The organism is Nonomuraea spiralis (genome assembly GCF_014648435.1).
In the GTDB taxonomy this organism is placed as follows: domain Bacteria; phylum Actinomycetota; class Actinomycetes; order Streptosporangiales; family Streptosporangiaceae; genus Nonomuraea; species Nonomuraea spiralis.
This window is the reverse complement of the sequence record NZ_BMRC01000017.1, coordinates 125,850-145,790: the sequence shown is the minus strand read 5'-3', so window position 1 is coordinate 145,790 and position 19,941 is coordinate 125,850. Positions and strand designations below refer to the sequence as shown.

The following is a 19,941-nucleotide window of genomic DNA, read 5'->3' as shown; positions in this document are numbered from 1 at the left end:
CTCACCAGCCTCCGGGGTTGTAGCCGTGGGCGAGGAGCTCCTCCAGGCACGAGACCGGCGCGTGCGGGACGCCGGCGCCGTCGGGACCGGGCACGAACACCTCGCTCGACAGGACGCGGCCGTCGCAGCCGTTGACCTCGCGGATGCTGGAGACGTAGCGGCGCAAGGTGCCGCCGACGTGGTAGTCGTTGCGCTTCTCGATGAACACGACGAAGTCGATCGCGCCCGCGATGAGCATGTGGGTGGCGTCGATGGGGAGGCGCTCGCCGGCCTGAAGGGCGTAGGTGGCGATGCGGTTGAAGACCTCCATGCTGGAGTTGGCGTGGATCGTGGACAGCGAGCCGTCGTTGCCCTGGGTCATCGCGTTGAGCATGGTGACGATCTCGTCGCCGAGCACCTCGCCGACGATGACGCGGCTGGGGTTCATCCGCAGCGAGCGCCTGACCAGCTCGGCCATGGAGATCTCGCCCTGGCCCTCGGCGTTGGGCAGGCGCTGCTCGAACGCGACCACGTTGGGGTGGAGCTCGGGGAACTGGTCGAGGCCCAGCTCAAGGGCGCGTTCGACGGTGATCAGGCGTTCGGTGGGCGGGATCTCGTTGGCCAGGGCCCTGAGCAGGGTGGTCTTGCCGGCGTTGGTGGACCCGGCGATCATGATGTTCTTGCGGGCCGCGACGGCCGCCGTCAGGAACCTGCCGATCTCCCCGCTGATCGTGCCGTTGCCCGCCAGGTCGGACAGGAAGACCTTGCCCAGGCGGGAACGGCGGATCGACACGGCCGGGCGCACGGTGACGTCCATCACCGCGCTCAGCCGGGACCCGTCGGGCAGCCGCAGGTCGAGCTGCGGGTTGGCGGTGTCGAACGGCCTGCTGGACAACCCCGAGTATGCCGCCAGGATCTGGATCAGCTCGACCAGCTCGTCGTCGGACTCGGCGACCGGGTCGTGCATGATCTCCTGGCCGTCGGCGTAGCTGACGAACACCCGGTCGCAGCCGTTGATGTCGATGTTCTCGACCTCGGCGTCGTCGAGCAGCGGCTGGAGGCGGCCCACACCGAACAGCGCGGCGTGGATGCCGGCCGCCAGGGCCTCCTCCTCCTCGATCGTGGGCGGCGTGCGGCCGAGGCCGATCTCGCTGCGGGCGTGCTCCTCCAGCACCTGGGAGATCAGCGCCCTGGCGAACTGGCGCTCGTCCTCGCCGGACATCGGCGGTACGCCGCTCGCCTGGTCGAGCCGGCGCTGGTGGGCCAGCCGGTCGCCGACCTCCTGGCGGAAACGCTTGACGAGGGTGTGGTCGATCATCGGTGGCTCACCAGCCTCGCGGCGAGGTCGCGGGCCGTACGGATGAGCAGGGAGCGGTCGAGCCGGCCGCCCCACTGGCCGCGCAGCAGCTCGGCGCCCTTGGGGTCGTGGGCCAGCCCGTGGACGACCTGGACGATGGGCCCGACGACTCTGCGTACGTCCTCGATCGAGGCCCGGTAGTTGCGCGGGTCGGCGATCACCACGACGCCGTGCGCCTTGGTGATCTGGAGGCGTTCGCGCAGGTGGGCGACGTGGTCGAGGGTCGCCCTGGTGAGCAGGACGACCTGCTCGGCCTCGGCGAGGAGGTCGGCGATCTGGGGGTGTGAGCCCAGGCGGCCGCAGTCGGCGATCACGTCGGCGTCCGGGATGGCGGCCAGCGACCGGCCCAGCGGGCCCCAGAGCCAGGTGAGCCCGGCCGCCTGCTCGCCGTGCGTCAGCCCGGCCAGCACGTCGAGCCCGCCGATGATCTTCTGGGTGTGCTGGTGGATCTGGGCGGGTTCGAGGCCCCTGCGGGCGGTCGCGCCCAGCGTGAGCAGGCCCTTGCCCGGATTGAGCACACCGCCGTCGGCGGCGGGCAGCCGGTAGGCGAGGTCGCCGCCGGCCGGGTCGCATTCGGCCAGCAGCACGGGCCGCGGCCACACCGCCGCCAGCGCCGTGGCCGCGGTGGTCACCCCGGGCGCGCCCTTGTCGGCGGCCAGCACGATCAGCGCCACGTCAGCGCGCTCCCGGGAGTTCGGCCACCGCGATCTCTCCGCTGGAGGCGTAGGCGAGTATTTGCGGCGAGTCCGACGAATCGACGACCACCGTGATCTGGCCTGAATTGCCGCCGGTTCTGCTCTTGTCGCCCACGCTGAACACGAGCGCGCTCTCGGCGAGCACCCGGCTTTGTGCCTGGGCCGTGCGGTTGGGCACGTAGACCACCTGGACGCGGTCGCCCTGTTGAATACCGGCGGGCATTTGACCGGGTTTGAGGGCGAGGCCGACGGTCGCCTTTCCCGGGCCCAGCTCGGCGCTGGCCCGTACGCCCATCTGGTTGGTCAGCAGGGTGCCCGGCAGGATCGTGGCCGCCGCGAAGCTCTTGACCACCTCGGCGCGCTGGGACCAGGCGACGTACTCGACGCCCGTGTCCGAGGCGATCTTCACCTCTTCGAGCATGCCCGCCTCGAACTTCTGACCTGCGCCGACCTGCTGGGTGATCCTGATGGCGGACACCCGGTCGCCGCTGCGCAGCACGAGCAGCGTGGTGGCCAGAGCTCCGCCGAGTACGAGCAGGACGGCCAGCGCGGCGAGGGCCGGCTTGCGTTCGCGTGGGGGCACGGGGAGCTTGCGCGAGGCCGGGCCGGACAGCCCCGCCGCCGCGTTGACGGCAGGCTTTTCACTGGTCCTCATGGGTGGGGGGCTCCCATTGTGAAATGCGGAATTCACGCCCATTATGTGGGGCGCTCGGGTGAGGCGTGGGCGGAATGCGAGGACCCATGCTTGTTTCGCAGGTGGCGTGATGTCAACCCGGAATAATCGATGCCTATTGTCTCTACCAAGTTGACGTACACCGATTTATCGGCATGGTTGTCACTTTTTTATCTTTGGTCGCAGTAATCACAGCTTTTTCATGGTTGATCGTGACGCTTGGCGCGCGAGTTATCCACAGAACCGCGTTCTCATGCCGGTGGCGTCAACCGGGACACCTACTCTCGCTTCTGGCGCTACCTTGGCGCCCGAGGTCGAGCGAGGAGACGGCACATGCGGATCATGCTCACCGTGCTCGGCGAGCAGGGCGACCGTGACGTCGTGATCGACGGCGACGACGGCGCCACGGTGGCCGGGGTGACCGAGGCGCTGAGCGGTCGCACGTCCATGGCGAAGGTCGTCCACCTGCCCAGGACACGCGCGCCCTACGGACTGGCGCCCGACGCCGTGGACCGGGGGCGGGCCGAGGCCCGCGTCCCCCGTCCACGGGTGCCCGATCCCGTCGACCACCCCGCCCCGGCCGACCCCGGCGCCATGCTCTGGCGCGACGGCCGGGTGCTCGATCCGCGCGCCGCCGCCGCGGCCGTCCTGCGCGACGGCGACAAGGTGACGCTCGACCCGCGCCTCGCCCGCGCCACCGTCGTCGAGGAGCCCGGCGGGGTGGCCGAGGTGCGCGTGATCGGCGGCCCGGCGGCGGGGGCGGTCCACCGGCTCGGGCTGGGGGTGCACGTCATCGGGTCCGACCCGACCTGCGCGATGGCCGTCGCCGACCCCGCCCTCGCCGCCGAAGCCGTCGCCGTACGTGTGACGCCTGACGCGATCACCGTCGAGCGGGCGTACAAACAGGTTCCGGGACAGACCGCCAGGCTCAAGCTCAAGGGGCGGTGGGCCGAGGAGGTCGCCGAGCTGACCGCGCGGGTCGCCGAGCGGGAGGCGGCCGAGTTCGCCGCCGACCAGGGCGAGACGCCCGAGCTTGACGGCAGGCCGCTCACCGAGCCCGCGGAATGGCCCGATCAGGCGGTGCTGACCTGCGGGTCCTCGGTGTTCGTGCTGACCTCGATCGAGCCCAGGGACGCCCACCTGACCCCGAGGAGCGAGGGCGGCCTCGCCTACAACCGCCCGCCCAGGCTGCGCCGCCCCGAGCCCGAGCGCACGTTCGTCAAGCCCAAGGAGCCGACCAGGTCGGAGGGCATGCGCCTGCAACTGCTGGCCGCCTTCCTGCCCGCCGTGCTCGGCGTGACGCTGGCGTTCGCCCTCCACGCCCCCTACTACCTGCTCGTCGCCCTGATGACGCCGATCATCATGATCGGCCAGTGGTTCAGCGACCGCCGCCACGGCAGGAAGAAGCACAAGCAGGCGCTCAAGGAGTTCGGCGAACGGGTCCGGGCCTTCGACGAGGAGGTCGAGCGGGCCAGGGCCGCCGACGAGGCCGCGCGCAGGTCCGACGCGCCCGACCCGGCCCAAGTCCTGCTCACCGCCACCGGGCCGCGCAGACGCCTGTGGGAGCGCAGGATCCACGACGCCGACTCGCTGAGGCTGCGCGTCGGCCTCGCCGACCTGCCCGCCAACCTCGACCTGTCCGAGGAGCAGGGCGGTCCGATCGAGCCGCCTCTCTGCCGTGCCGTGCCGGTCGCGCTGGCCATGCGCAGGCTGGGCGTCGCGGGCGTCACCGGGCCGCGCGAGGCCGCGACCGGCCTGGCGGGCTGGCTGATCGCCCAGGCCGCCACCCTGCACAGCCCGCGTGACCTGGCCATCGTGGTCGTGTCCGCGCGCGCCGACGGCGAACGCCGCTGGGGCTGGACACGCTGGCTGCCGCACTGCGCCCCGCGTACGGGTGAGGACTGCGTGACCCTGGCCGGCACCGACCCCGAATCGGCCGCCCGCCGTGTCGCCGAGCTCGCCGCCCTCATCGACGAACGCCAGAACACCGCCATCCCCGAATTCGGCAAGATCCCCACAGGCTGGGACGACCTGGGCGGCCCCGAGAAGCCCAGTTTCTCCTCCTACGACGTCCGTCCCCATGACGTCCTGGTGATCCTTGACGGCGCCCAGATCCTGCGTGGATTGCCCAACATGCCCCAGGTCCTGCGGCAGGGTCCTCGTTCCGGGGTGTTCACCCTCGCGATCGACGAGGAGCAGCGGCTGCTGCCCGAGGAGTGCCAGACGGTGGCGGCGTGCGGCCCCGACGGCCTCGTACGCCTGCTCGGCGGCGGCCTCGACGTCATCGGCCCGGTGCTGGGCGACCTGGTCTCGCCCGCCTGGTGCGACCGCCTGGCCAGAGCCCTGTCCCCGATCCGCGACGTGAGCAGGGACGATCCGGGGGGCAACCTGCCCGACGCGGTGCGCCTGCTCGACCTGATGGGCATGCCCGAGCCCTCCGGCCGGGCGCTGGCCGCCCGGTGGCGGGCCCACGGCTCCACCGAGGCGCTGATCGGCGTCGGCCCCGACGGCCCGTTCTCGGTCGATCTCAGGATCGACGGCCCCCACGGCCTGATCGCCGGCACCACGGGCGCGGGCAAGTCCGAGTTGCTGCAGACCCTGATCTGCTCGCTGGCGGTGGCCAACCGGCCCGACCAGCTCACGTTCGTGCTGATCGACTACAAGGGCGGCGCGGCCTTCAAGGAGTGCGTACGCCTGCCGCACACGGTCGGCATGGTCAGCGACCTCGACGGGCACCTGACGCAGCGGGCGCTGGACTCGCTGGCGGCCGAGATCCGGCGCCGGGAGCGGCTGCTGCTGGCGGCGGGCGCCAAGGACATCGACGACTACACCGGCGAGGTCCCGCTGCCGCGGCTCGTGCTGATCATCGACGAGTTCGCCGCGCTGGTGGCCGAGTTGCCCGACTTCGTGGCGGGTCTGGTGGACATCGCCCGGCGGGGCCGTTCGCTGGGCATCCACCTGATCCTGGCCACCCAGCGGCCGGCCGGCGTGGTCACGGCCGACATCCAGGCCAACACGTCGCTGCGGATCGCGCTGCGGGTGACCGAGCCCGCCGAGTCCACCGACGTCATCGACATCCCCGACGCGGCGAGCATCTCGAAGTCCACGCCCGGCCGCTGTCACGTGCGGTCCGGGGTGGGGTCGGCGATCGCCGTCCAGACGGCCAGGGTCGGCGGACGCGCCCCGGCCCGTACACCGTCCGCGACCGGGCCTTCCGGGCACGTCCGCGTGCTGGACGTCGACTGGCGCTCGCTCGGCAGACCCCTTCCGCCGCCTCCGGAGCCGGCGGAGGAGTCCGGGGTCACCGACCTCAGCCTGGCCGTGGACGCCCTCATCGAGGCGAGCCGTCTGGCGGGCGTCCCGGCCCAGCCGAGCCCCTGGCTGGACCCGCTGCCCACCCACCTGGTGCTGGACCTGCCCGACGCGCCTTCACCGCCTGGCGGGCCCGGCCCGTCGGCGGGCGGTGGGTTCGCCGAGGTGCCGCCGCTGGCGTTCGGGGTGACCGACCGTCCGTGGCGGCAGGATCGTTGCCCGCTGGCGCTCGACCTGGCCCACGGCGGCCACCTGCTGATCGCGGGCGCCCCGCGCAGCGGCCGTTCGACGGCGTTGCGGACGATCGCGGGCGCGATCGCGGCCCAGGCGTCGCCCGCCGACGTGCACATCCATGCCGTCGACTGCGGCTCGGGCGCGCTCCTGCCCGTCGTCGCGATGCCCCACTGCGGCGCCGTCGTCACCCGCGACCAGATCGAACGGGTCGAGCGCCTGCTCGGCCGCCTGCGCGCCGAGGTGGGCCGCCGGCAACACCTGCTGGCCGAGGCGGGCCACGCCTCGCTCGCCGAATACCGCCAGGCCGGTCACCGGCTCCCGTGGCTGGTGTTCATGCTGGACCGCTGGGAGGGGTTCGTCGCCGCGTTCGAGAGCTACGACTACGGGCGCCTGATCGAGGCCCTGCTCCAGCTCCTGCGCGAGGGCCCGGCGGTGGGGCTGCGCGCCGTCGTCACCAGCGACCGGTCGGGCCTGCTCGGCCAGGTCTCGACGGTCTTCGACGACCGCCTCCTCCTCCGGTTGTCCGATCCCACCGACTACGGCCTGGCCGGGTTCCCGCTCAAGGGCCTGCCCGCGTCCATGCCGCCGGGACGCGCCCTGTCGCTGGGCGAGCACGGCATCGTGGAACACCACGTCGCCCTGCTCTCCGCCGACCCGTCGGGCCCGGCCCAGGTGGCGGCCCTCCAGACCCTCGCCCGCGCCTGCGGCCCACGCCCGGAGGGGCGTCCCGGCCGGGAGGGCGAACCTCCGCTGCGGGTGGACGCGCTCCCGATGCGCGTCACCGCCTCCCAGACGATGGAGCTCGACCCCGGGTTCGCCCCGCCCTCACCGCTGTGGGCGCTGGTCGGCGCGGGTGGTGACGCGCTCACCCCGCTCGGCGTCGACCTGCTGGCCCACGGTCCCGGCGCGGTGGTGGCCGGTCCGTCGCGTTCGGGGCGGTCGTCCGTACTGGTGACGGCCGCGCGTTCCCTCGTCGACGCCGGTACGCCGGTCATCGCCGTCGCCCCCAGGCGGAGCCCGCTGCGCGACCTCGCGGGGGTGGTGGCCGTACTGGACGGGAACGCCGCCGACCTGGCGGAACTGGTCGCGGACCTGAGCCAGTACGTCGTGGTGGTGGACGACGCCGAGCTGATCAACCCCGACTCCCCGTTGGGCACGGCCTTGGAGGAGGTGCTCCGCACCGGCAGGGACGGCGATCACGGCCTGCTGATCGCCGGTGCCACCGGTGATCTGGCGGTCGCCTATCGCGGCTTCGTGGCCGAGGCCCGCAAGTCCCGTACGGGGTTGTTGTTGTCGGTCCAGGGCCAGACCGACGGTGACCTGTTCGGCATCCGGTTGCCGCGCGGGGCCGGCGGCGGCCCTCCGGGGCGCGGCCTGCTGGTCACCACCGGCAACCTGACCCCCGTCCAGGCCGCCCTCCCCGACGGCGCCTGACCCCGGCCCACCTGCCCTGCCCGTTCGCCGGCTCAGAACCCCGGCGGTGGGGTCGCGCCCGCTCCCGGCTCGACGTGCAGGATGATCACGCCGTCGTTGTAGGTCACGGCTGTCGCCACCTTCCAACTCGGGTCGATGCGGGAGGCGGGCACGCCCAGCTCGTAGCGGACGCCGACGCCCCCGTCACGGAGCGGCCACTCGAGTGTGTAGGACACCTTCAGGTCGTGCTCGCGTACGACCCCCACCGCCTCGGCCACCGAGCGCCCCTGGAGTTTCACTCCGGCCAGCGCTTCGCCCGGCCAGCTCGCATCGGCGGGGTAGGCGTACTTCTCGCCGGGCTTCGCCGGGCGGCCGAGCCTGAACTCCGCGGCGCCCTTGATGTCGGCGGTGACGCTGAAGGCCGACAGGCACCCTTCGACCCGCTCACGACAGTCGGACAGGGTGGACGACATGCGAGCGTCGGGATCGGTCTTGTCGAACCCGACGACAGGATCGCGCTGCTGCGGCGAGACGGGGATCAGCTTGACCGTGACGTTGTCCAGCCCGACCTTCTGGAACGCCTTCTGCAACTCGGCGGGATCGGGATCGCCGTCCGTGATGTAGAAGACGTAGGAGTCACCGTCGCGGTCGATGGTCACGGCCTGGCTGGCGTACACCTGCTCGGCGCCCCTGAAGAAGGACGGCACGACGACGAACGCTCCGGCAAGGGCGACCGCAGCGGCCAGGCCCAGCACCGCGCGGCGGGGTGACCGGGTGAACCGTCGCCGGGCCTCCTGCCGCTCCTGCGTCCGCTCCAGCCGGACGATCTCCGCCAGCAGCGCGTCCGCCCCCGAGGTGGACGCGCGGCCGGCCAGGTCCTCGTCCAGGACCCTGGCCTGACTCTTGTAGATCAGGTCGTTGTTCACCGTGACTCCTTCTCGATGAGCGGCCGCGCTTCGAGGCGGCGCAAGGGTGGGCGGGCTTCCTCCAATGCCTTGGCGAAGCGCTTGCGGGCCCGGTGCAGGCGGATGCGGGCGGCGTTACGTGAGCAGCCCAGCACCTTGGCGATCTCTCCGGGGTCGAGCTCCTCCCATATGGACAGGGCCAGGAGTTCGCGATCATCGTCGGAGAGCAGGTTCATGGCCTCGCCGACCTCGTCGGTCCCGATCTGGGGAGCGGGCCGGGCGTAGAGGGCTCCGATCTCGGCCGTGAGCTCGGCGTGCCGGGTGGCTCTGCGCCGCTCGCCACGACGGTGGTTGGCCAGGACGCGCCGGGCGACGCCGTACAACCAGAGTTTTCCGGCCTCGCCCTGTGGCAGCTCCGCCATGCGCCGCCAGGCGATCACATAGGTCTCGGCCACGACATCGGCCGCGTCCTCGGGAGAGGAACACCGCCGCACGACGTAACCAAGGATCTGGTCATATGTCTGCCGGTACATGGCCTCGAACCGGTGCTGGCTGTCTGTTTCATCCACGTGTCATCCTCATCGGGCCTTCCCAACGCTTTTGGGCTTCGTTCTCCACATGTCCGCGGGCGTCGGCGGAATTTCAGGCCCGGACGAAGAGACGTCCACATGCGCGGGAGGCAGGAGAGGATCAGGAGTCGTACCGCGCCGGCGGCGAGTTCAGTCCTCGTCGGCCGGGAGGGTGTACATGCGGACGTACAAGGGGCGGGCGCCGGATGGGGCTTCGTCCGCCGGGTGGCTGTATTTCAGGAGCAATGCCACGTAGGCGTCGTGGAACTCGTTCAGCTCCTCCTTGGTCATGCGGGCCAGTCCCCGGGAGCCCTTCACCCAGTCGGGGTCGGACCGGTACGCGGCCGGGACACGCTCCAGCAGGGCGCGGTCCTCCTCCAGGCCGATCCGGTGGAACTCCGTCAGTACGGCCTGGTCCTCCGGGCTGAGCTCGCCGGGTGACGGGAAGCGGATGTCCCTGGGGAGCTGGGCGCGGCGCCACCAGCGTTCGCGGCCGGAGGAGCGTTCGGGGATCTCTTCGATGAAGCCGTACTTCTCCAGTTGGCGCAGGTGGTAGCTGGTGGTGCCGGTCTTGGCCCCGAGCAGTTCGCCGAGGGTGGTCGAGGTGGCGGGGCCGTGGATGTTGAGGTGGGTCAGCATGCGGCGCCGCATGGGATGGGCCAGGGCCTTGAGCCTGTCGGGGTCGTTGAGCACGAGCGGCTCGTCATCCTTCATGACGAGCAGGCTAGTCCTTGAGAACGATATCTGCAGACATTCCTTTGCCGAGAAATCTCTGCAGACTACTGTCGGCAGCATGCGAAGAATCTTTACGGCCTCCGCTGCCGTGACGCTCACCGCCGTGGGCAGCGCTCTGTTGCTGCTCGGTACGCCCGCGTTGGGCGGCACCGGCCTCGCCACCGCGGAGCACAGTGCGCAAAGCCTCAGTACGGGACCGGTGGTGCCCGATGATCTGACGGCCCATGAGGTGGCGTTCCGGGGTAGCGGAGGGCTGGAGCTGCGGGGCAGCGTCATCAGCCCGGCCAAGGCCGCAACGGCTCCCCGGGCCGGAGTGGTGCTGGTGCATGGGGCCGGGACGGGGACGCGGCGGGAGAAGTTGCTGGGTGAGGCGGTCGCCTTCGCCCGGCAGGGGTTGTCGGTGCTGATCTACGACAAGCGTTCGGAGGGGTATTCGTTGTACCAGCGGTCGTACGGCCAGCTTGCCGACGACGCGCTCGGAGCGGTGCGGACGCTGCGGCAGGAGCCGGGGGTGGATCCCGGCAAGGTCGGCGTCTGGGGGCTCAGCGAAGGCGGGTGGGTGGCGCCGCTCGCGGCTTCGCGGTCCAAGGAGATCGCGTTCGTGGTGGTGGTCGGGGCCAACGCGTTGCAGCCGTTGCGGCAGCAGACGTGGGCCGTGGCGGCCGGGTTGCGCAAGGCGGGGGCCGGCGGGTCGCTGGTCGACCACGCCGAGCCGAACCTGTACCGGGTGATCGCGGACGGAGGGATGTTCCCGGCGCCCTACTTCGATCCTGAACCGGTTCTGGGCGCGGTACGGCAGCCCGTCCTCGGGATCTGGGGGACGAACGACCTGCTGACCCCACCCCGGGAGACGCCGCCGCTGTTCCGCGCGGCGCTGGAGAAGGGGGGCAACAAGAGGTACACGTTCCGGTTCTTCGAGGGGGCCGATCACGCGGCCCACCGGACTCCGGACGGCGGGGTCACGCGGTTGCCCGAGCTGGCGCCCGGCTACCCCGAGCTGGTCGGGAGCTGGGTGGCGAAGGCGACCTCGGGACAGGCGCCTGTCGCGGAGGTGTCGGGGCCCGCGCCGGTCCAGGCGGACGACTCCGTCGGGGTGCCGCCTCCGGCGTGGTGGGAGTCGGCTTTCATGCAGTTGGTGGCGTTGGTGCTGTTCCTGGTGGGGTTCGCCGGCTATCCGATCGTCGCGGCGGTTCGGCGCGTACGGGGGCGCGGCGGTGTGACGGGCACGGGCGCGGCGCGGCTGGTGAGTGCCGGAGGGCTCGTGGCGGTGCTCGGGGGGTTCGCCTACCTGTTCTATCTCATATCCACCGGCGGGAAGCTGGCCGCGCCCGGACCGGTGGTCGCCGGCAGGCCGGTCGTCTGGCTGGCGCTCCAGGCCGTCGCGGTGGCCACCGTCGTGGCCACGGTGCTCACGGCGCGCAGGTGGCGGCGGGAGGACGCATCCGGCGAGCGGGTACGTACGGGGCTGCTCGTAGTGGCGGGTGTGGTCTTCGTTCCGTGGGCGTTCTATTGGGGTTTGCTACTTCCGTAGGGGTTCCTGACATAGAGCGTTCTATGCTGATCTCTGCGATACGGGAGAGGTGAGATGCAGACCCGGAAGGACCTCTACCAGGCGCATCGGCTGATGCAGCAACGCCTGGGCATGGCGTTGCTGCAGGCTGAGCCTGATGTGCCAGAGACGCCGATGCGGCGGCACAACGTGGCGATGTTCTGCGGTGTGCTCGTGGGCGTGCTCATCGCGGCGGTGTTCGGGATCTGGGGGCTGCTCAAACCGGGCGGCGCGACGAACCTGACCGAGGCCGGCCAGCTCCTGGTCGAGGAGGAGACGGGCGCCACCTACGTCTACAGCCAGGAGCAGGCACGACTGCTGCCGACGGCCAACTACGTGTCGGCGCTGCTGTTGCTCGACACGTCCGACTTCAAGGTGCGCAACGTCTCGGGCGCGTCGCTGGCGGCGCTGCCGCGCGGGCCGCTGGTGGGCATCGCGGGGGCGCCGGACACCCTTCCGGCCCGCGACAAGCTGGTCAAGGGCCCGTGGTCGGTCTGCGTGACCGAACCGCCCCAGGCGGCGGGGGCGCGGGCGCCGTACGTCACGCTGGTGGGCGGCCAGGACGTCGGCGGCACGCCCGCGGGCGGCGCGGCGCTGGTCGTCACGGACGGGCAGCAGCCGTGGGTGATCTGGAACGACCGGCGTATGAAGGTGACCGACACCGGTGTCCGCGCCCTCAACGCGCACCCCAGGAAGGTGCCTTCGACCTGGATCAACGCCATTCCTCCCGGCCCCGACTTCATGCCACCGCTGATCACGGGCCTCGGCCACCGGGCCGTCGCCCCCGGTGGCGGGAGGGGGGCCGTCGGGCAGGTCTACACGGTGAAGGGCGTGGGCGGGGCTCCCGACCGCTGGTACGTGCTGCTCGCCGACGGGCTCGCGCCGGTCAACCTCACGCAGGCCACGCTGCTGCTCGAGGACCCCAGGACCAAGGTCGCGTACGGCAGGCGCGCCGCCACCCCGATCGTGATCGACGCCGCCACCGCGAACACCAAGAACTCCCGCCAGAGCCTCACGGTCGGCGGCCTGCCGACGAGCCTGCCGAGAACCGTGTCGTCCGCGGCGGCGCTGTGCTCGGTGTACGCCGACACGCAGAACGGCTCGGCCCGCGCGAAGATCACGATCGGCGCGACGATGACCATCCCCGCGCCCAACTCCCGCAGCGACCAGGAGCACTTCGACCAGGTGCTGCTGCCCGCCGGGGGCGCGGCGCTGGGCGGGCTGCTGCCCGGCGACGGGCAGAAGGCGTTCGTGCAGAGCTACTTCCTGCTCACCGACCAGGGCAGGAAGTTCCCGCTGCAGTCCGGGGAGCAGATCAACAAGCTGGGTTACGGCGCCGAGGACGTCGCGCCGGTGCCCTACAACCTCGTCCATCTGATCCCGGAGGGGCCCGCGCTCGACCCGACGGCGGCGCGGTCGCCGGTGCAGGTCACGGCCCAGTGAGCCGACCCGGCGCGCGCGTCACCGGCCTTGCGGCCGCGCGCACCGGGGATGGGCGAGGGCGGCGGCCAGGCAGGCGACGGGGATGACCGGCAACACGTACCGGTGGTCGAAGTCCAGGACGACGGCGATCTCGTCGGACCCGAGCCTCTCCCAGCCGACCGGCGCGAGGATCTCCCGGTCGTCGGGACTCAGCCGCGCGAACGCCTCCCGTACGCCCGCCAGGCCCTCGCCGGCCCCGGTGTGCTCCGCCCGCACGGCGAGTTGTCGGCCGAGCCGCTCCACCAGCTCACTGCGGCGCGACTCGGCGAGGGTGTCGGCGGCGTCCTCATGGGAGTCGGTACGCCGCCGGATATAGCAAGGATGTCGGCATAGTTGGCAACGTAAATCACCTCGAAGCGTTGCTTGCCACCACGGTGGATGGTTTCACCCCGATCTCGGGAGATTCCGCGAGCCGTCTATCCGAGAAGACCTCCCCCGGGCAGGTTGACGCTCGGCATGCCGCCGTTCTTGCGCTGGAGGGTGCCGACGCCGGTGCTGGACTTGTTGGTGTACTCCAGATCGGCCGAGGCGAAGTCGGGCTTGGGACGGCCCTTGTCGATGGACGAGGTCATCATGGCGCACATGGCGTTCACGGCGACGACGAGGCCGGTGAGCATCGCCACGGACTTCACCTTCTTGCTGACGATGCCCCGCAGGGCCGTGCCCAGCGACGTCAGCAGGCTGTTGATCGTCACCCGCGCCGCGACCTGCCCCGCGCCGGGGAAAAAGTACGACACCACCTGGTAACCGGCCGCGATCGTCATGATGGCGGCCACCCAGAACGCGACCTGCACGGCGAAGTGGTAGAGGCCGGCGATCTTGTCCACGCCGCTGCCGACGCTCTTGAAGTACGACTCCGTGGTCTCCAGTTGCCCGGTGAAGATGTCCACGGCGTCGCTGAACACCACGTAGGCGGGCCCCTTCCAGTAGCCCTTCTCCTCGATCTCCTGCTTGAGCTGAGCGACCTGGTTCTTGATGGGCTCGACGGCCACCTCCTCCCAGACCTTGGCCGCCGCGGCGATGCTTCCCGGATTGCACACCAGCGTGCCGATCATCAGCGCGATGTTCCTGGCTATCGGGTACTGGAACAGCACCACCGCCGCCGCGTTGGCCTGGGTGGACGCCGTGATGATCATCCACCTGTCGCTGTCGTATTGGCCCATCTCGTCGCGCCCTTTCTCACTCGCCGATGACCGGCGGAGCGATGTCCATGTCGTCGAGCCAGTCGTTCTCGTCGCCGCGCACGTACTCCGGCTTCTCGCGCTCGCGGTTCTGCTCGCCGGCTCCCGCGCCGCCCGACATGGGCATGAACGGCATGCCCGACGCGCCGTTCGCGCCGGCACGCAGTCCGCCGGCGCCGGCGCCCGCCCCTGCTCCCGCTCCCATGCCGGTCCCGCCGCCCGACTGGGAACCGGAGTAGCCGCCCGAGGTGGGGATGTCGGTCGGGACGCCGGTCATGTTGCCGAGGCTGGGGATGGCGGAGTTCAGTCCGGTGGGGTCGATGCCGGACAGCTTGGTCTGGGAGGGGTCGACCGGCTTGTTGACGCCGAGGTCCGGGACGCTGGTGTTGTGGTTGAGCTGGTCCTCGATGGACGGCGTCTTGGGGAGGTCGGTGTCCGGAGCGTTGGGGTTCGGCAGGTTGGTGTCAGGGGCGTTGGGGTTCGGCAGGTTCTGATCAGGGATCTTCTGATCGGGGAACTTCTGATCAGGGATCTTCTGGTCGGGAATCTTCTGGTCAGGGATCTTCTGATCAGGAAGCTTTTGATCGGGGAACTTCTGATCCGGAATCTTCTGGTCGGGAATCTTCTGGTCGGGCATCTTGGTGTCGGGCATGCTCGGCATGCCGCCAAGCTTGCTCTCGAGGTTGCCGAGACCCTTCTCGTCGCCAGGCCCCTTGTCGTCGCCGTACTCGTTGATGATGCCGTCGCTGTCCGTGTCGGCCTTGTGGTAGTTCGCTTCCAGCTTCTCCAGGGCGGTCTTGTAGTCCCGCAGGGCGGTCCTGGCCGCGCTGAGCGCCTCGGCCGCGCCGTTCTTGACCTGATCGTGCGCGTAGGAGAGACCGATCCCGACGATGCCGAACCCGGGGAAGTCGACCTGGATCCCCTTCGTGTTCGTCTCAATCTTGGCCACGTTGGGTTCCTGCTCGGCCATGTTGCCGCCGAGCTCGCTGATCTTCTTGTCCTTGTACTGGATCGTGGCGCCGGTGAGAGCACTCTGCTGATATTGCCCCAGACCGGGGGTTGAGTTCTGTCCCGTCCCCATCTCACCCTCCCTGTCCGAAAACTGCGTTATGCACAGTCCTGGCTACGATATCGACAAATATCAACTTTTAGCGTGAACACTTCGGGAATGATCTAGACTGGCCGTTGATCAGGATGGCAGCCTTTCCCCTATGCGGATCAAGACCCTGATAGTGGGCGTGTGCGGCATCGCCGCGCTGCCCTTCGCCGGCACGAGCGCGGCCAGCGCCAGCGCTGCCGTCGTCCACCAGCTTCCTTTCCCCTGCGGTGAGACCTGGACCGGCGACAGCAACGACAGCAGCGCGCACACCGCCGGCTACGAGATCGACTTCAACGGCACGTACAACGACGGCAACGCCGACCTGGGCCGGAAGGTCGTCGCGTCGGCCGCCGGCACGGTGATCATGTCGGAGTACCGGACCACGGACGGCTTCGGCAACGTGGTCAAGATCCGGCACGCCGACGGCAGCGTCTCCCTGTACGCGCACATGAAGTCGCGGGCGGTCTCCGCGGGCGCGAGCGTCGCCCAGGGCCAGCAGGTCGGCCAGGTGGGCAACACCTCCGCCAAGTACAAGGGCATCATCGCCCACCTGCACTACGAGCAGCGCACGTCGTCCGGCTCGATCGTGGCGGCGAAGTTCAACGGCTCCACCTTCGGTTACAGCCACCAGACCCTGAAGTCCAACAACTGCGGAGGCGGCGGCGGCCAGCCCGCTCCCAGCAACCCCGGCGGTGGCGGCGGCAGCAACCCGTACTCGGCCGAGCAGGTCTGCGGGTCCGGCTACAAGCCGATCGACTCCGCGCCGCTCGGCTCGGCGGGCCGGGTCGTGCTGCTCTACTCGGCCTCCACCGGCCAGAACTGCGTCACCACGCTGCGCAGCAGCGGCTCGGGCAAGGCCGCCGTGCGGGCCTACCTGGAGGTCAAGGGCAAGGCCAGGAGCACCGACGCGGGCAGCTACCAGTACTACGCCGGTCCGGTCCGGGCCAAGGCCGTCCGTACCTGCGTCAAGTGGGGCGGCGCGATCGGCTCCACCGCGTACGACAGCCCCTTCGAGCACTGCGGCTGACGGCGCCGCGGCTGACGTGACCGCGTTTCCGTGAGCGGGGCGGCGCCTCCGGGCGCCCCCCGCCCGACCGGCCCGCGGACGCGGCGCCCCGGCTCCCGGGACGGGAGCCGGGCACGGGCACGGGCCGGCGCTCAGGTGAGCGTGCTCGGTGTGGTGCCCTCGGGACCGCCCCACACGTCATCATCCTCGGCGAGCCAGGTCGTGCCCTCGTTGTCGTTCTTCTGGCCGCTCTCGCCGCCGCGGCCGGGCGCCGCGCCCATCAGGGACGGCGACAACATCCCTCCGCCGGCGCCCGCGGTACGCATACTCGCGGCGGAACCCGGCGCCGCCCCGGCCACTCCGTAGCCGCCCGTGGACCCCGTGCCCCCACCGCCGCCGTTGGGGCCGCCCCCCGTCGTGGACGTCGTGGGGTAGCCGCCGTTGGGCATGCCGGACAACGACGGGTCGTATCCGGCCAGCTTCGTGGTGCCGCCGTCAGCCCCGGACGGCCCGGAGGGGATGTTCGCGGACTGGGTCGTGTCCGGCGAGGAGCCCAGCGGGCCGCTGTTCAGGGCCGAGGCGTCGGGCCCCCCGTACGGATTGTCCCCGCCGTTGTAGCCGCCCGCGCCGACGCTCGCGCCGTTCGGGCCCGTGCCGCCGGCGCCGTCGGGCAACCGGACCGTCGAGGTCGAGCCGTCACCCGGCTGGCTGCCGTCGATGGACCCGGGGTCGCCGGACACCGAGCCGGGGCCGAACGCCTTGAGGGGGGAGCCGTCCGGCACGCCGTCGCCGTTCAGGTTCGGCGCGCCCGGCACCTTCGCCCCGCCGTTGTTGTAGTCCGGGAGCTCGGGGACGCTCGGGTCGGGCAGCGCGGTCTGCACGTCGACGGGGAGCTGCTTGTAATGCTCGACGATGCGCTCGTTGACCTTCTTGAGGTGGTCCACGGCCCGCTTGTCACCCCGGTACAGCCGGTAGAACGGGACCCGCCCGGCCCAGTCCACGTCGCGGTCCGAGCGCGAGTCGTGGTCCATCGACTCGACCACGTTGGCCTGCGCCCAGTGCAGCGTCTCCCCGTACCCCTGGAGCGGCCGGCCCATCTCGCCGAGCTTCCTGGCCAGCTCGCGCACGCTGGCGTGCAGGCTCTGGAGCTGCTTCTGCGTCTCGACGGCGGCCGGGCCGGTGTAGTTCTTGGCCAGCTCGGCCGCCTTGGTCTTCAGGTCGGCGGCGACGCCGTTCAGCAGTGTCTCGGCCCGCGAGTAGTACAGGCCCGCGAGCTTGACCGCGCTCGGGTCGGTCGCGTCGATCCACTTCTTGACCTGGTCGAGCGTGCTGCTCCCGAGGCTGCCCCAGAACGAGACCTCCGGGGTGGAGGTGTCGGGCGGGCCGTTGTCGTAGACGAGCTTGAAGGTCTGCTTCTTGGGCTCAGCCATCGTGCCTACGTCTCCTGCCGCGCGGCGGCTTCCTCGGTCGCCTGCTCGGCGCCCTGCGACGCCTTGGCGATGTCCAGCAACGCCTCGGTGGTGCTCTCGGCCCGCTGGACCATGGACGCGTACAGACCGCCCGAGGAGCCCCGTTCGCCGATCAGCTGGGAGTAGGCCGAGTTGATCGCCATCGCGAACTGCATGGCGGTGGGCCACTCGCCCATCTGGTTCTGGCTGAGCGCGCAGTACCGCTGGAGGTCCGGCAGCGACCCGGCGTTGGCGGGCAACTGCGGCTCCTGGGCCTTCGCTCCCGGCGCGGTCAGGAACTGCGTCACCGGCGGGGTCGTGGGCGTCTTGAGCTTCTTGAGCAGCTCGTTCAGCTCGTCGGCGATGCGCTTGACCTCGGTACGGTTGGTGTAGTTGCCGTCTTTGCCCTCTTCGAGGCCGGGCCAGTCGGAATCCAGTTCGAGTGCCATGGCCGCCTCCCTAGCCGATCACCGGTGAGATGGAGCCCTCGTGCTGGCTCCACACGTCGTTGTCCTCCTTCAGGAGGGTCGAGGTCTCCGGGGCGGCCCCCTCCTCGGGCCCCTGTCCCCCGCCGCCGTACGGCAGGAACGGCATGCCCGCCCCGCCGCCCGCCGCCCCCCGCGCCGCCGCCGCGGGCGCGCTCCCCTGGGTGTACGAGCCCGGACCGCCGATCACCGCGGGCGTCCCGGCGGACGGCGTGGGGTAGGCGGGCTGGGTCACGAACGGCTGGTTCGTGGTTCCGGGGTAGGTCGGCGTGGTGGTGGGCTGGTAGCCGGCGGTCTCGGTGGCGCGCGGGTCCCGGGTGTCCACGTCCTGCGACTGGGTCGCGCGGTCGTCGGTGGCGTTGCTGTCGATCACGGGGGGCGCGGTGCCGTCGCCCGTGCTGGTCGAGCCGCCGCCCGTCGTGGATCCGGCGCCCTGGCCGCCCGAGGGGTCGGTGCCCGGCGTGTCCGTGCCGGGGGTGTCCGTACCGGGTGTGTCCGGTTTGTCGGTGCCGGGGGTGTCGGTGCCGGGGGTGTGGTCTCCCGGGCGGGGGTCGGTCCCACCGGTCCCGCCGTTGCCGCCGTCACGGCCGCCACTGGTCCCGGAGCCGTTGCCGCCCGTTCCGCCGTGCGTGCCGCCGGAGCCCGCCGAACCACCTGAGCCGCCGGAGCCGTCGTCACCGGAGCCGCCGCCGTTCCAGTACGAGCCCTTGGTGTACGTCGTGCGCTGCTCGAGCGGCATGTCCCGTTCGGGGGCCGGCCCGTCGGCGGGCGTCACCACCGGCAGGTCGACGACGACGCTGTCCGGGATCTTGAAGTCGTACAGGTCGACGATGTGGCGGTTGAGCTTCTCCAGCGCGCGCCGGGCGGCGTCGTCCTTCATCTCGGAGGGCGACTTGGTGAGCCCGGGCGTGGGCTCGGCGGAGTCGTGCGTCTCGGAGCTGAGCACCGGCGGCGAGGTCGATTCCGTCCCCGGGGGCGTCGGCGAGGCGCCGGCCGACGGCTTCGGTGTCGCCGTCTTGGCGTTCTTGGCGGCGTTCACCTCCGCGATGGCCGCGGGCAGGTAGTCGCGCCCGTACAGGGTCAAAGCCTCGGCCATCTTGTCCATGGCCTCGGCGATCTCCTGCCCCGACGCGCTGAGCATCTGCAGCGCCCGCTGCGCCTGGGCGGAGGTGTCCGACCGCCAGGCGCCGGACAGGTCCTGGCCGATCTGGGGCAGCGCGTTGGCCACCCCTCTGACGACCTGGGCCACCTTCTTGTACGACAGGCCCCGGTCATGGACCTCGAAGTCGGAGGTCGCGTTGAGCCATGCCTCGATCTGCTCCCGCGAGGCGGTGACCGGCTCGCTCCGCGGCCGTTGGGAAGTGTCGCGGATTACGACCCTGCGCTCAGCCAACGCTGCTCACTCTCGGCCCGGATTGGTCTTGGCGTAGCCGTCGGCACTGTCCCTGATGGCCTGCACCAGTTTCTGACAACACTCGACGTAGTCCTTGTACAGGGCGGCCAGCCGCTGCCCGCGGCCCTCCAGCGACACCTGGCCGCCGGGGTCCGCTTCGGTGCTGCCCACGCTGCGCGCGAAGGCGCTGGCCGCCGGCCAGCTCCCGATGTGCTCCTCACCCAGTGAGAAATACGTGGTGAGGGTCTCAATTGATCCGGTGACGCCGTTCCTGTTGCCGCCGGCGCCCTGGGTGAGGGCGAGGGCGATCTCAAGGTCCTCGGCGATGGCACGCATCTTGCCCACGTTGTAGTAGAGCTCGGCGTCGGTGTCGTTGAGCCCCGGCCACGGTTCGGGTTCGAGCTCTGCCATGATCCCCCCTGACAG

Annotated in this window: 17 protein-coding genes; 4 read left to right on the top strand and 13 right to left on the bottom strand. The window is 71.0% G+C overall.

The annotated features are described in order from the left end of the window. Position 1: 1 nt before the first annotated feature. Genes IEZ27_RS34735 through IEZ27_RS34725 form a run of 3 tightly spaced genes read right to left on the bottom strand, consistent with a single transcriptional unit; the run spans position 2 to position 2,686 of the window. Positions 2 to 1,297, bottom strand: a complete 1,296-nt coding sequence (locus tag IEZ27_RS34735; protein ID WP_125632528.1) for a CpaF family protein — start codon at positions 1,295 to 1,297, stop codon at positions 2 to 4. Beyond that, positions 1,294 to 2,010: a hypothetical protein gene (locus IEZ27_RS34730; protein ID WP_125632530.1), complete on the bottom strand. Its 717-nt coding sequence runs from the start codon at positions 2,008 to 2,010 to the stop codon at positions 1,294 to 1,296. Before IEZ27_RS34730 ends, IEZ27_RS34735 begins: the two co-directional genes overlap by 4 nt. Position 2,011: 1 nt before the next feature. Beyond that, positions 2,012 to 2,686, bottom strand: a complete 675-nt coding sequence (locus IEZ27_RS34725; RefSeq protein ID WP_189651114.1) for a hypothetical protein — start codon at positions 2,684 to 2,686, stop codon at positions 2,012 to 2,014. Positions 2,687 to 3,037: 351 nt separating this feature from the next. Between IEZ27_RS34725 and IEZ27_RS34720 the strand changes: the two genes are divergently transcribed. Next, positions 3,038 to 7,684, top strand: coding sequence for an FtsK/SpoIIIE domain-containing protein (locus IEZ27_RS34720; protein ID WP_189651113.1), 4,647 nt, complete (start codon positions 3,038 to 3,040; stop codon positions 7,682 to 7,684). 32 nt (positions 7,685 to 7,716) lie between these two features. On the opposite strand, the gene IEZ27_RS34715 is transcribed toward IEZ27_RS34720, so the two are convergent. The 3 genes from IEZ27_RS34715 to IEZ27_RS34705 form a co-directional block, all read right to left on the bottom strand. Beyond that, positions 7,717 to 8,589 carry a hypothetical protein gene (locus IEZ27_RS34715; protein ID WP_189651112.1) on the bottom strand — a complete coding sequence of 291 codons (873 nt, stop codon included), beginning with the start codon at positions 8,587 to 8,589 and terminating at the stop codon, positions 7,717 to 7,719. Beyond that, positions 8,586 to 9,137, bottom strand: a complete 552-nt coding sequence (locus IEZ27_RS34710) for an RNA polymerase sigma factor (RefSeq protein ID WP_229824613.1) — start codon at positions 9,135 to 9,137, stop codon at positions 8,586 to 8,588. Before IEZ27_RS34710 ends, IEZ27_RS34715 begins: the two co-directional genes overlap by 4 nt. A 150-nt stretch (positions 9,138 to 9,287) precedes the next feature. Continuing rightward, a complete protein-coding gene (locus IEZ27_RS34705; RefSeq protein WP_189651111.1) occupies positions 9,288 to 9,851 on the bottom strand; it encodes an ArsR/SmtB family transcription factor in 564 nt (187 codons plus the stop codon). Between the two features lie 79 nt (positions 9,852 to 9,930). Between IEZ27_RS34705 and IEZ27_RS34700 the strand changes: the two genes are divergently transcribed. Together IEZ27_RS34700 and eccB are read left to right on the top strand one after the other, a co-directional pair. Beyond that, positions 9,931 to 11,403, top strand: coding sequence for an alpha/beta hydrolase family protein (locus IEZ27_RS34700; protein ID WP_189651110.1), 1,473 nt, complete (start codon positions 9,931 to 9,933; stop codon positions 11,401 to 11,403). A gap of 54 nt (positions 11,404 to 11,457) precedes the next feature. Next, positions 11,458 to 12,864, top strand: a complete 1,407-nt coding sequence (eccB, locus tag IEZ27_RS34695; protein WP_189651109.1) for a type VII secretion protein EccB — start codon at positions 11,458 to 11,460, stop codon at positions 12,862 to 12,864. Between the two features lie 18 nt (positions 12,865 to 12,882). Here the strand turns inward: eccB and IEZ27_RS34690 are convergent, their stop codons facing one another. The 3 genes from IEZ27_RS34690 to IEZ27_RS34680 all read right to left on the bottom strand — a co-directional run bounded on the left by IEZ27_RS34690 (position 12,883) and on the right by IEZ27_RS34680 (position 15,165). Continuing rightward, positions 12,883 to 13,146 (bottom strand): hypothetical protein, encoded by a 264-nt coding sequence (locus tag IEZ27_RS34690; protein ID WP_189651173.1) that lies wholly within the window; start codon positions 13,144 to 13,146, stop codon positions 12,883 to 12,885. A 173-nt stretch (positions 13,147 to 13,319) separates the two neighbouring features. Next, positions 13,320 to 14,039: a hypothetical protein gene (locus IEZ27_RS34685; RefSeq protein WP_229824612.1), complete on the bottom strand. Its 720-nt coding sequence runs from the start codon at positions 14,037 to 14,039 to the stop codon at positions 13,320 to 13,322. A gap of 43 nt (positions 14,040 to 14,082) precedes the next feature. Continuing rightward, positions 14,083 to 15,165: a hypothetical protein gene (locus IEZ27_RS34680; RefSeq protein ID WP_189651107.1), complete on the bottom strand. Its 1,083-nt coding sequence runs from the start codon at positions 15,163 to 15,165 to the stop codon at positions 14,083 to 14,085. A gap of 130 nt (positions 15,166 to 15,295) precedes the next feature. Between IEZ27_RS34680 and IEZ27_RS34675 the strand changes: the two genes are divergently transcribed. Continuing rightward, positions 15,296 to 16,210: a M23 family metallopeptidase gene (locus IEZ27_RS34675; RefSeq protein ID WP_189651106.1), complete on the top strand. Its 915-nt coding sequence runs from the start codon at positions 15,296 to 15,298 to the stop codon at positions 16,208 to 16,210. Between the two features lie 131 nt (positions 16,211 to 16,341). On the opposite strand, the gene IEZ27_RS34670 is transcribed toward IEZ27_RS34675, so the two are convergent. From IEZ27_RS34670 to IEZ27_RS34655, 4 genes are read right to left on the bottom strand one after another with little or no spacing between them, the layout of a single operon-like run. After that, positions 16,342 to 17,619 carry a WXG100 family type VII secretion target gene (locus tag IEZ27_RS34670; protein ID WP_189651105.1) on the bottom strand — a complete coding sequence of 426 codons (1,278 nt, stop codon included), beginning with the start codon at positions 17,617 to 17,619 and terminating at the stop codon, positions 16,342 to 16,344. Positions 17,620 to 17,624: 5 nt separating this feature from the next. Continuing rightward, positions 17,625 to 18,086 (bottom strand): hypothetical protein, encoded by a 462-nt coding sequence (locus IEZ27_RS34665; RefSeq protein ID WP_189651104.1) that lies wholly within the window; start codon positions 18,084 to 18,086, stop codon positions 17,625 to 17,627. Positions 18,087 to 18,096: 10 nt separating this feature from the next. Beyond that, positions 18,097 to 19,515, bottom strand: a complete 1,419-nt coding sequence (locus tag IEZ27_RS34660; RefSeq protein ID WP_189651103.1) for a hypothetical protein — start codon at positions 19,513 to 19,515, stop codon at positions 18,097 to 18,099. Between the two features lie 6 nt (positions 19,516 to 19,521). Next, a complete protein-coding gene (locus IEZ27_RS34655; RefSeq protein ID WP_125632558.1) occupies positions 19,522 to 19,926 on the bottom strand; it encodes a hypothetical protein in 405 nt (134 codons plus the stop codon). Positions 19,927 to 19,941 lie beyond the last annotated feature (15 nt).